The sequence below is a fragment of the Nocardiopsis alkaliphila YIM 80379 genome, from assembly GCF_000341005.1.
Classification (GTDB): domain Bacteria; phylum Actinomycetota; class Actinomycetes; order Streptosporangiales; family Streptosporangiaceae; genus Nocardiopsis; species Nocardiopsis alkaliphila.
This window is the reverse complement of the sequence record NZ_ANBD01000174.1, coordinates 1-11,483: the sequence shown is the minus strand read 5'-3', so window position 1 is coordinate 11,483 and position 11,483 is coordinate 1. Positions and strand designations below refer to the sequence as shown.

The following is an 11,483-nucleotide window of genomic DNA, read 5'->3' as shown; positions in this document are numbered from 1 at the left end:
CTCGCGGCCAGTCCGCGCGGCTGGCCGATTTCCTGCCACTGCCAGTGGCATCGGTCTGCTCGGAAGGGAGGTGGCGCTTATGAAAGAGCGTCATGAGGGCCCACGATGGTGGGTTCGGCCCGTGGTGACGGGCGTTGTTCAAGCAGTCCTTAAGTTCGCCCTGGACTGCTGGCGCAACGGATGGGGCCCCAGCTAGACCGAAATCCGGCTAACCGAGGCCCATAGCCACATCCGTTTTGAGGGGCCTTCATGTTGGCGCGTGGGGCCCCTCTCAACTGTTGTAAGTCACCCATGGCGACCATAGGAAAGAGTCTAACGAGAAACGCAAGCCCTCTGCTCGGGCAACTGGCAAAGGTTTCTTATGGTGAGGTCGGATTTTGGCCTTCCTGCCCTCCGGTGGCCCAAAGACCAGCAGTACTGGCGCGACTGGCCCTTCCGCTGGTGCGGCGTCCTAGGCCCAGGGCGGGGCGGTGCTCAGGATCAGCCGCCAGGGCGCCCACGAGCACGGCCAACGCCGCGCGGCGTTGGCCGTGCTCGTGGCGGTCCGTCAAGGCTGGCTTGACAGCAATCTCGGAGTCGGGCCCGGACCGTTCGTCCTGCTGCCAGGCTTTCAGGAAGAAACTCCTAAACCCGGCCAGGGGAAGGGCTGCAGAGAACACAAGAGAGTTCTTAGTCGTCGAACTCGCCGACTTGCTCCCCCAAGGCCGGGTCCTCGGCGGCTCAATGAGGTGTTCCTGCTGGGGAACGCCCGGTGTGGCCTCTGCTCACACGCGCCCGGGCCTTGTCGTACCTGCGTGGAGCTTCCAGCAACAGGCAGGCCAGCCAAGAGCATGGTCTTGGCGGATCCGGCGAGCAGGGCACAAAGCAGCAGCCTCGACCCCGGTGTGCTTCAGCCGCTCGCCTAGCGCGCCCTTCCACGCGTAAGTAACTCCGCGCGACGGCGCCCGGGTGCGGTCCGCCGGGCAGTGGCCTTGCTGTCCTTCTGAGGCGTCCGCAGGCTAATACAGTAAATATATAGAGTGCCTAAGAGAGAGTAGGTTCCCGCGATGCCAGAACTGGACGACGAACGCCTGATCACCCTGAAGGAATGGGCCGAGCAGTGCGGATACAGCCACAAGTACGTCGTGCAGGTCATGCCCCGCTACTACCCCGATTTCCCCGCTCCTGAGCGGACCCGCCAAGGAGCCACGAGCAAGGGCGGCGGGGGTGGCAGCAACCTCTATGACCCGGCCAAACTCGAGCCCTTCCGCCCTCAGGGGCCCGCTCCCGTTGAGGTGGCCGAAGAACATCTGAACAAGCAGGTCACCCTCGGCGGGTTCGCCAAGCTGATCGGGGTCAACGACCGAAGCGTCACCCAGATCAAAGACCAACGGCCCGACACCCTGCCGCCCACCGCTGACGGCTCACGCTACTGGTACCCGCGCGCCCGGTATTTCGTGCGGGATCTGCTGTTGATGTGGAACAACCGGCCCGGGCACGGGCGCGGGTCGGACAAACGCCGTCCCACCTTGCCCTGGCAGCAAGACAGCGTTTGAGGCCTGGAGGCCTCAAACGACTGGGACTGAGCGCGCAGGGATCGCATGATCCGACTGTCTGCCGGGGGGCTCGCGCCCCCCCGGTGCCCCCCAGCGAGCCGGGGGGAACCCCGCCCGATAGCCCGAGACCTGTGACTCAGCAGGCACGGGCGGGGAACCCCCCGGATCAAAAACTCGGTGACCGTGACAGGTTTGACCGGGATCAAAACAGATAATATAAATAATGTGCAGGTTTGCGGACCGAGCACATGCCCGACCCCCGAGTCGGTGAGAAATCAACAGAGGAGCATCACAGATGCTGGAAAAGCTGCTGGCCCTGATCATCTGGGCCACCTGCCCCGACTGCTCCGGCAACGGCACGGACCGCAACGGTGGGGTGTAACACTTCTGGTGGACGGTCTCTACCAGGAAGGGACAGCAAGGGATCGTGGCAAACAAACAAAGGAAGTTCTCGGCGGAGTTCAAGGCCGAAGCGGTGCAGCTGGTGGTCCAGAGCCAGCGGCCCGTCGCACGAGTGGCACACGAGCTCGAGATCAACGAGAGCACGCTCGGCTACTGGGTCAAGGCCTACCGCGCAAAGCACGGACTGACCCCAGGTGAGCCGGCCGGCGAGGACACCCCGACCCCGGTGACGGCGGCACGGATCGCGGCTCTGGAAGCAGAGAACCGCCGCCTGGCCCAGGAGAACGCGTTCTTGAAAAAAGCCGCGGCCTTCTTCGCGAGGGAGCAAGCGTGAGCGAGAAGTTCGCGCTGATGCACGCAGAGAAGGCGACCTTCGCGCTGGCGTTCATGGCACGCCTGCTGGATGTGTCCCTGTCGGGGTATCACGCATGGGTCCAGCGCGGTGACACGCCCTCACCGAGGGCGCTACGGCGCGCGGCATTGACCGAACGTGTCACGCAGCTGCACGAGGCCTCCCACGGCACGAGCGGATTCCGGCGCATCCTGGCCGCGCTGCACGCGGACGGTGTGAGCGCCTCGGCGGGGCTGGTGCGGTCGATCATGGCACAGCTAGGAATCTTCGGTGTCCAGCCCCGCTCGAAAAAGCGCACGACGATCCCTGCGCACGACGCCCACACGCGCCCCGACCTGGTGCGTCGTGATTTCACCGCGGCCGAGCCCGCCACGAGGCTGGTCGGCGATATCACTTACCTGCGCACCGGCGAGGGGTGGTTGTATCTGGCGACGGTGATCGATCTGCACTCGCGGATGGTGGTGGGCTGGTCGATGGCCGACCACATGCGCACCGAGCTGGCGGACTCCGGCCGAGGTCTTCGAAGAGCAACTACGCTCACTCCAACAGCCCGGTGTTGCAACGACCGATTGAACTCACCCAGTACACCTCGGCCGCCTACGCCGCCGTCGTCGAGGAACTCGGTGGCCTCAGGCTCTCGGTCGGGCGGAGCGGGTCATGTCATGACAACGCTGTGGCGGAGTCGTGGTTCTCGATGCTGAAGAACGAGATGTTCCACCGGTACCGGTTCGCCACCCGGGCGAAGGCCAGGTTCGCGGTGATGCAGTACATCGAGGTGTTCTACAACCGGCAGAGGCTTCACTCGACGCTCGGATACCGCACCCCGGCGGCCGTGCACGCTGAGTGGCGGGAACGGGTCGCTCTCGCGGCCTGACCAACAAAACGACCGTCTGAAGAACTTGACACAGCCCACGGTGACACCTGCGGGATGTGCCAGGGCTCCGGGACGCACCCCTAGCCAAGCAGCCACACTGAAAGCAAAGAGCGCAGCGGTGGGCTACCGGGCGGTCAGCTATGAGCAGCATGGCTCTCAGGAGCGTATTACTGGGTAATAATCCACTTCCTGGCCTTGTGCCGCGTCCACGCCGGGATCTCCTGGCGTGAGGTGCCCGAGCTACGACTCCGGAAGGCCCGCTGTGGGACATCTCCTCCGATGGTGTCTGGCCACAGGTCACCGGCTAGCTGCTTATCGACGCTGCCACAGGCGCGGAACTCATCGCTAGCATCGACTTCACCAGCGTGTGGGCTCACCAGCACACCGTCGGAACCGCGAAAAAAGGGGCCACCGCCCGGAATGAACTCGGACGGTGTGAAGCGGATGAATCACCAAGGTCCATCTGGCCGCTGACCAGTACCGGCGTCCGCTGGTGATGGCGGTCAGTCCCGGGATCAGTGGGAATATCGTCGCCGCAAGGGTTCATGGGCGGTAGGTCCTGGCTTTCAGCCGAGTGGTGAGTGGCGTACCGAGGCGCAACACGGTGGGTTGGGCGATCAACCTACTCGTGCAGTACAGGCGGTCACGATCCGCACCGCGATCTATGACGGGTTCGCTGAGGTGGGATCAAAGGACCGCCGGTCGGAGAGCTTGAGCTCACACACGGCCATTACCGGGTAATACCGGTGTCTGTCCGTGGGCTAGACAGGGCGGGTGCGCGAGGGGAGTGGCGCTGGACCCGCCCTACCGCCCATTCCGAACCGGCCCTTCCGCGATCAGGGCCCTGTTTCCTTGAGTCGTTCGACGTCGGTCCGTGCGTAGCGGTCGAGTTTGCCAGCGACCAGACCGTGGCGGGTGGCGGTGACCTCGAACTTACCGACTGGCCAGCCGAGGAGTTCGGCGGCTTCCTTGGCGGTGAGGCTCTGGGAGATCCAGGTGTGGCGTTGCTCGATCACGGTCGAGATCTGTTCCGTGGGTAGGGCGTCAAGGTCGTCCAGGGAGTACAGGGCTGAACCCATGTACTCGCCGACGGGGCAGAGCTTGTCCTGGGCGGCGAGTTCGGTGATGTCTTGTCTGGTGACGTCCAGGCTGGTGCGTTCCTTGAGGCGGTCGGCGGCTTTTTGCGACCCCAGGCCGGGATGGTCACCGATCTCGTTCAGGATGTGCGGGGTGCGCTCAGGCAGGCCTTCGGCGATGGGCTGGGACCACCGGCGGTCGTCGATGTCGGGGGGCGGGATGAGGCCGCGCTGCTTGGCTCGCAGCACCTGCCACTCCTTGAGCCCCATGAGTCGAGCGAGCTGGATGGACCCATAGCTGTCGCGGGTCTTGGGTCGCTTCTTGGCGGCGGCAGGCCGAGGGGCCGGGCTCTGAGTGGAGGGCTCAGAGGTGTCGGGTTGTTCGAGTTCGGCCAGGATGCGCTCGAGTTGGTCGGGCAGGGTTTTGGCGAGGTTCTCCGACCACTTGCGGTCGTCGATGTCGGGGGAGGGGATGAGGCCACGGTTGTGTGCGCGTCGGAGTTGGTCACTGGTCAGACCTAGCCAGCGGGCGAGCTGGATCGGACCGAACTCACGTGGACGGCTCATCGGTGCGTTCCTCCGTTCTGCGGGTGTGATGCGCCTTCATGATGCTGGATGGTGGTGACATTGGCTCAGGGCTGGCCCACCGCTGGGGGTGGTGGCCTGGGTGGTTGTGGTGGGACCGTGTGAGCCGATCCAGAGTATTACCGGGTAATACACCGCCAGCTTGCTGCCCGGCAGTGGACGGGCTGGACCAAGGCGGCGACTGAGGCACCGAAGTCTGGGCTCCACGATCGGAGTCATGGAGACGACATAACACGGAGCACTCCGCTCACAAGGGGGTAGGCGCGGAGGAACGATAGGCCTGAAGCTGAGCCGACAACAGTAGGCGTCGCTGGTCGCATGCGGCCAGAAGCACCCTGAAGTGGCTGAACTGGGGCAATGCCTTTGATTCTGAAAGTTACTTTTTCATAACATGTCGATTTTGGGGCTTTTCGGAACCGAGTACCGCCCGATGAGCCGACTCAGCCTCCAGTTCGCGGCGACCGACTCGCTCTGTAGCAAGGGTCCAAGAAACGAGACCCTTACAGCTACGAGGAGGACCGTGCGGGAAAGACTTCCATCCCCCAGGCCCTTTCGAGTTCATGCGACAGCTCTGTGGCCTGTGTGATCATGGAGAAGGATGTGGGGGACGGTCCATCCACTGAGGAGAGAGTCAGGTGGCCGAAGAGGTTCTGAAATCGAGGCCAGAAAGTACACCTGACCTGCTTCTTCATGATGAAAAGACACTTGGGGGCCGGCCACCGCATATCAGAGGGAGCCGGGTCGAAGGAACAGGGGTTCATGGAGTCGGGCGACTACGCCCTTCCATGAGAGGTGGACAAGACGCGTGCGACCATAAGACTGAAGTCGTCCCCGGGTGGCGGAGCGGTGCACATGGACCACAACAGAAACCGGTCTTCACCTGGGCTTTCTCCGCTTCCTCCAGAAAGCTCAGGGATCATCACGACCCACGAGCCCGTCAAGTGTCCTGGCCACATTCGGCCAGAAGACGACGTAACGGACCGGTTCTTATCCGATAGTGGAGTGACGTGGGCCCATGGAGCACACGTCCACAGCACGAGTGGGCCTTGGGCCCGGCCCCCGCGAGGTCGCCGTGTAGCAGAGGTGGCGCACACAACCCCCACCCCGAGCAAGGAGTCACCCGATGAACTTCACCCACAAGGCCTGGGCCAAGCTCAGCACCATCCTCATGCCGAAGGACGCTGGGTCCAAGGACAAGGGCGCCGGTTTCGTCGAGTACGGCGCCATCATCGTGTTCGTCGGCATCGTCGCTGCTGTCCTTTACTCCAGCAACATCGGCAATACCATCGTCCAAGGAATCACCTCAACAATCGGCAAGATTTTCAGCGGTGCTGGAAGCCCCACAAACCCAGAGTAATAACTTTTTCGAGAAATCAGGAGAAAAAGCAAGCCTGACTTAAGCCCAGAGGACAGGAAAGTTTTGACCTCCAACAACTTCGAACCTCCAGGCAAAATTTCTCCAGCTGGAGCAACACTTGCCGCTCTCGTTCTCCTCACCTCCGGCTGTGTGGCGACAACCGAACCTCGCCCTGAGGAGGATCGAAATTCAAGCCATCCCCCCTCAGGGGATATTGGAAGTTCGGGGGGCAATAAAAATGAACCACTTGCAACCTCCATTACCACGTCAACTGAAATTGGGTCAGACCTAAAAATAGAAATCCAGTCTCTTGAGAACCTGGAAAGTGGAATACTTCGACTTCAGATAGGAGTCACCAACGACTCGTCCGAAGCGTTCGATCTGGGCTTCCTCATGGCACAAACCAATGACCCACTGTCAGCAAGCAACATCAGCTTGATAGATGAAGCAAATCAGAAAAAATATATCAGCTACGACCAGATCAGCGGGGACTGCCTGTGCAATAACCTAGAAGGTGATCTACCACCCGGAGAAACTTCTTCTTTGTGGATCGCCTACCCAGGAGCACCTAATAACCTAGAAAAAATGACCGTCATCACCCCCATCACGCCCCCCTTTCCAAATGTACCTGTCAGCACTTCCACAGAATCTATAGACAGCACACACCTCGAAGACCCGGAGATTCTCGACCTAACAACAATTTCAGACAGCCTGGAGGATGATCAGACCGGGCGCACAGAAAGCCTAGACGAGGTTAGCATCATTCTCTCATCCGATGTTCTTTTCGAGACAAACAGTTCAACACTTAGCGACGAAGCCCAAGAAATACTTAAGCAAGTAGCGCAAGAAATTGATGATGCAAGTGCTTCAGTTATCTCCATAGATGGACATGCAGACAACACAGGAAATGACTCCGTCAACATCCCCTTGTCCAAGGAACGGGCAGAGACCGTAGAATCAACCTTGACAAACCTCGTAACACGAAATGGAGTCATCTTTGAAGTCGAGGGGCACGGCTCAGCAGACCCCATTGCAGACAATCAAACAGAAGAAGGACGAGAGCGCAATCGTCGTGTAAGCGTCACATTTGAGAAATAAGAGGAAACCCAATGAAGTGTAAAAAAATATTCATACTTGCCGCTCTTGCAACAACTCTCCCTATTAGCACTTCATCCAGCGCATTGGCCTTAGTCGCACCCCAGACAGGAAGTCTGGAATCACATGGCACCGCTTCTTCAAACGAAGAGAGAAGCAATGGGTTTTCCGCAGAGGCACATCTGGCAGAACGAGGAGAACCAGGAGGTTTTGTTTCAGTAACTTGGAGCGTGGCAAACAACGGAAGCAGGAGCGCCTTTTTCAACTGGCCCTCAGGAACTTCTTACATGTACAGCAATTCCAACTATTTCTCTGGCGTAACAATCACCTCCCACAACGGAACAATGCGCCATCATCCAATTATGGACGAAAACGGCGGATGCCTTTGCTCAGGAAACCTCTCTTTTGACTTTAAAGAAGAAATACACCCAGGCGAACAGGTTGCTTATTGGTCCATGTACTCGGTCCCTGAGGACGTGGACACCATCACCCTTGAAATCCCCGGGTTCGAACCCATCGAGGACATCCCCATCTCTTGACCTCCACCTCCCACCCCACACCTGAACCCTTCTGGAGGCGGCGTTGACCACCCCCCACCGCCCCGAACTCGGGGATCCTCGAAGGCCTTCGTCGAGTAGGCCCCCGAACCGTTCTGGTGGTCCCGGCCGGCCACCGCGAGCCGCCCATCGGCGCGCAAAGGCCCTGGCCTGGCTGCGACCCGCGCGGCGAGGTGACGGCGACCGGGGCGCGGGCTTCGTGGAACTCGGTGCGGTGACGATCTTGGCCGCCATGATCATGGTGGCCATCTACCAGAGCGAGCTCAGCCCCACCTTCAACAACGGTGTCCGGGAAATGGTCTGCCTGGTGGGCGGACCCGGCTGCGGGGATCAGACCTGGGTCGATCACGACCGCCCGCAAGCCCCCGAGGAGTACGAGTGGGGCGCCGGTGGCGGTAACCACATGGACAACCAGAACATCGCCATGCAGTCCGCGTCCACCTATGGCTGGACCGACCAGGAGTGGACCTGCCTGGACAACATGTGGAGCCAGATGTCGGGCTGGGACCCCGGCATGGTGGACCCGGCCTACGGCACGCATGGCATCGTCGGGTTCAACCCCGCCGTGCACGGCCCCATGCCCCAAGGGTTCAAGAACAGTGCCTCGGCGCAGATCGACTGGGGTCTGAGCTACATCGAAAGCACCTACGAAACCCCCTGCAAGGCCTGGTCGTACTGGCAGTCCACCAAGACATACTGAGCCTTCACCCAAAGCGACCTGCGAATTCCCGTTCGTGGCCGGATTCGGCCACAAGAAATCCAGGGCAGACCACGACTTTTTCCTCGTCTTGCGGCAGAGTGTCAGTCGAAGGCAACGCTGCGTTGCTGGTCGCGAAACATGAGCCGTGGGGTTTCCATCACACGTTTGCGGAATGGAGACACAAGTGGCCCACATTCACGTGATCCGAGGTCCCCGGGTGCCCGCCGCACTGGTCCTCGGTTCTTCTTTGCCGGCAACGAGCTCCCCGACTCGTCAGGAACCGCCTTGGACAGTACACCCCCTCACACGCCTCGCCCCTCCGGCACGTCGGCACGCCCCGGCCCCCTGCCCAAACGGATCTCCCGGGCCTCCGCGCACCTTCCGCGAACTCGCCGTCCCCGCCGCCCCGCCAGTCTCGCCGGCTCCCTTCAGCGGGTGGCGTTACTCTGTGTGCTCTCCCTGACCGCCGGTTGTGGGTTGGTCGGTGATGACGGTACCGGCGAAGATGAAGTCTCGGCCTCCGAGGATCCCTCCCCTTCCGAGGTCGCCTCGGTGGAACTCCCCGTCGCTTCCACGACCACCTCCACCACGGCGGGCTCCGACCTGGAGATCCAGGTACGGGCTCTGGAGAAGGTCGGCAACGGGAAGTTGCGCCTCACCCTGGGGGTGGCCAACCACGGTGATGAGGACATGCGGCTGTTCGGGCGGCTCGGTGGCGAGAACGACAACAAGAGGGCCCAGGCCGCCGACGCCTACACCGCCAGTGGGGTGACGCTGCTCGACATCGCCCGCGATGAGCAATACCTCAGCCTCACCACGGCGGCCGACGACACCTGTCTGTGTTCCCACCTGGACGACGACGTGCTCAAGGCCGGGTCGATGGAGCAGATGTGGGTGGTCTTCCCGGCCCCCGAGGGAGACGTCGAGGCCTTGACGGTTCTCACTCCCGTCACCGAACCGTTCTTCGACGTGCCCGTCACCACCGGTGAACGCTACGAGGCCCCCGAAACGGCCGAACCGCGCGTGCTGTCGCTCGAGTACCACGAAGAGGACCTGGCCGAGCCCTCCCAAGACCCGGAAGCCGAGGAGGAGGGCCACAGCGATTGGCCTCCGCTCCCAGGTGGGAGCTCGACCGACTCCGACCAGGACAGGAAGGTGCTGGGTTCCTCCGAGGGGACCAGCGATGAGACCCGGGGCCTGGTCACCGAGGTGAACGAGTCGTGGCGGGACTCCAGCGGCCGTTACACGGCTCTGGCCTGGAGCGTGCGCAACGAGGGCACCGGCGTATGGCGCATGCCCATCAATGCCCTACGCGCCCACGGGCAGGGTTACGCCGTTCCGGCCCTGGCCGGGGTGGCCCTGACCGACACCGCGTCATCGAAGCGCTACCTCCCCCCGATGAACGAGGCGAAGCAGTGCCTGTGTCCCCGTGACCTCTACCACGGCGTGGACACCCGACTCGAACCCGGCGCGAGCAGGACCTTCTGGTCGTTGTACGCGCTACCGCCCCAGACGAGGAAGGTGACCGTGGAACCGGCCGGGTTCGCGCCGATCACGGACATCCCCGTCGATGGGTGACATCAAGCCAGGAGGCGACACCGGAGTGGGGGGCGGGCCTCGCTTCGGCGGACACGATTCCACGACCTGGGGGGGTTCCCGGACCTGGAGGGTCATCGGGGAACCGATCCGGCTGACCACCGGAAAGCGTGGAACCGTGCCGTGTCGTCTCCACCCCCGTTCCCTCACCTGACCGCTGTTCTTGGGCTCGGGTCGGGGGAACGGGGTCCCGACCACGGGTGCCGCAGCGGGTGCCCGTGCGAGGCGGGCGTGCGACCCCGTGCTGTGTCCTCCTTGGTCGCGCGTCCGTCTCACCCGGTCCTCCTTCGGGTCCTCCCGGGCCGTTCGGTTCTCAGCACGTGCGCTCCGGACCCTCCAAGGGCTCGGGAAGGTCGACTCACCCCTACCCCGGACGGAATCGGTCCAGCCCGCCCGTCCTTTTCTTCGGCGCCCTGCAAGACTGCGCGGATATTCTCTCCCGCTCTCTGTGAATTCATCCCAAAACCCCCACAGCCAGGGGTAAATCTTCGAGTTCAGTAGCGCAATTCCACCCCCTGTCCCCCTCTTACCTCCTACTCTGATCGCTTACTCCCCACCGCCTCCTGGTCAGGGTGTTCGGTGGGGAAATCCGGGGGCGGACGCTGCTTTCCGTGGGGGCACGGAGCCGGCGTCAGGACATGGGGGCTCGATGAAGATCGCTTATCTGATCAATGACATGTACGGCATCGGTGGGACCGTACGCACCGTCGCCAACCAGGCGACGGCACTGTCGGCGCGGCACGAGGTGGAGATCGTCTCGGTCTTTCAGCACCGGAACGATCCCGTGCTCCCGGTCCCGGACCGGGTCACCCTGCGCCCGTTGGTCGACATTCGTGGCAAGGAGACACTCGCCACCGGCGAAGGTGGGCGCCCACTGTACGAGGGGTCCGAACGCGCTGGTCTGGCGCCCCTGCTCTTTCCTCCGCAGGATGNNNCCCCACACCCGCCTCACCGATGACCGGCTCGAGGAGTACCTGGCCAGCACCGACGCCGACGTGGTCGTGGGCACCCGTCCCGGGCTCAACGTGGTGATCGCGCGAGCGGCGCCCGAGCGCGTGGTCAAGGTCGGCCAGGAGCACCTCACCTACGAACAGCACTCTCCGGAGTTGCGAGCGGTCATGGCCGCCGAGTACCCGAAGCTGGACGCCTTCGTCACCGTCACCGAGGCCGACGCGTGCACCTACGCGGAGAAGATGCCCTTGCCGGGTGTTCGGCTGTTGTCCATCCCCAATTCGGTGCCCGCTCCGCCCTTCATCGGCGACGGCCACAACACCCGAACGATCGTCTCGGCCGGCCGGCTGGCTCCCAGCAAACGGCACGACCTGTTGGTCCAGGCGTTCTCCATGGTCAGCGA

General features: G+C 62.6%; 9 protein-coding genes and 2 pseudogenes. 10 read left to right on the top strand and 1 reads right to left on the bottom strand.

The genetic code is table 11. The features are described from left to right. Positions 1-1,046 precede the first annotated feature (1,046 nt). The 4 genes and pseudogenes from D472_RS0123175 (at position 1,047) to D472_RS29440 (ending at position 3,163) form a co-directional block, all read left to right on the top strand. The gene (locus tag D472_RS0123175) at positions 1,047-1,535 is read left to right on the top strand and encodes a hypothetical protein (protein WP_017606823.1); all 489 of its coding nucleotides are present in this window, start codon (positions 1,047-1,049) and stop codon (positions 1,533-1,535) included. A gap of 427 nt (positions 1,536-1,962) precedes the next feature. Further along, the gene (locus tag D472_RS29225) at positions 1,963-2,271 is read left to right on the top strand and encodes a transposase (RefSeq protein WP_017606822.1); all 309 of its coding nucleotides are present in this window, start codon (positions 1,963-1,965) and stop codon (positions 2,269-2,271) included. Then, positions 2,268-2,732, top strand: a pseudogene (locus D472_RS29220) (IS3 family transposase); the annotation flags it as partial. The gene D472_RS29225 and the pseudogene D472_RS29220, both read left to right, overlap by 4 nt. A 110-nt stretch (positions 2,733-2,842) precedes the next feature. Further along, positions 2,843-3,163, top strand: coding sequence for an integrase core domain-containing protein (locus D472_RS29440; protein WP_338036528.1), 321 nt, complete (start codon positions 2,843-2,845; stop codon positions 3,161-3,163). An 836-nt stretch (positions 3,164-3,999) separates the two neighbouring features. Here D472_RS29440 and D472_RS0123150 read toward each other — a convergent pair. Further along, positions 4,000-4,806, bottom strand: coding sequence for a hypothetical protein (locus D472_RS0123150; protein ID WP_017606820.1), 807 nt, complete (start codon positions 4,804-4,806; stop codon positions 4,000-4,002). 1,141 nt (positions 4,807-5,947) lie between these two features. Here D472_RS0123150 and D472_RS0123145 point away from each other — a divergent pair. The 6 genes and pseudogenes from D472_RS0123145 to D472_RS27890 all read left to right on the top strand — a co-directional run. Next, entirely contained in the window at positions 5,948-6,181 is a 234-nt protein-coding gene (locus tag D472_RS0123145) for a hypothetical protein (protein WP_017606819.1), read from the top strand. 63 nt (positions 6,182-6,244) lie between these two features. Further along, positions 6,245-7,279: an OmpA family protein gene (locus D472_RS29210; protein ID WP_239643034.1), complete on the top strand. Its 1,035-nt coding sequence runs from the start codon at positions 6,245-6,247 to the stop codon at positions 7,277-7,279. Positions 7,280-7,290: 11 nt separating this feature from the next. Then, positions 7,291-7,815, top strand: a complete 525-nt coding sequence (locus tag D472_RS29205; protein ID WP_239643033.1) for a hypothetical protein — start codon at positions 7,291-7,293, stop codon at positions 7,813-7,815. Positions 7,816-7,858: 43 nt separating this feature from the next. Then, positions 7,859-8,533 carry an aggregation-promoting factor C-terminal-like domain-containing protein gene (locus tag D472_RS0123135; RefSeq protein WP_193373515.1) on the top strand — a complete coding sequence of 225 codons (675 nt, stop codon included), beginning with the start codon at positions 7,859-7,861 and terminating at the stop codon, positions 8,531-8,533. 435 nt (positions 8,534-8,968) lie between these two features. Continuing rightward, positions 8,969-10,111, top strand: coding sequence for a hypothetical protein (locus tag D472_RS27245; RefSeq protein WP_152448050.1), 1,143 nt, complete (start codon positions 8,969-8,971; stop codon positions 10,109-10,111). Positions 10,112-10,778: 667 nt separating this feature from the next. Beyond that, positions 10,779-11,483: pseudogene (locus D472_RS27890) on the top strand (glycosyltransferase); the annotation flags it as partial.

What these genes read in the sequence shown, in the direction of transcription:
- D472_RS0123175 (WP_017606823.1), top strand. Translation starts at nt 1,047, where the DNA reads ATGCCAGAACTGGACGACGAACGCCTGATCACCCTGAAGGAATGGGCC.
- D472_RS0123150 (WP_017606820.1), bottom strand. Translation starts at nt 4,806, where the DNA reads ATGAGCCGTCCACGTGAGTTCGGTCCGATCCAGCTCGCCCGCTGGCTA.
- D472_RS0123145 (WP_017606819.1), top strand. Translation starts at nt 5,948, where the DNA reads ATGAACTTCACCCACAAGGCCTGGGCCAAGCTCAGCACCATCCTCATG.
- D472_RS29205 (WP_239643033.1), top strand. Translation starts at nt 7,291, where the DNA reads ATGAAGTGTAAAAAAATATTCATACTTGCCGCTCTTGCAACAACTCTC.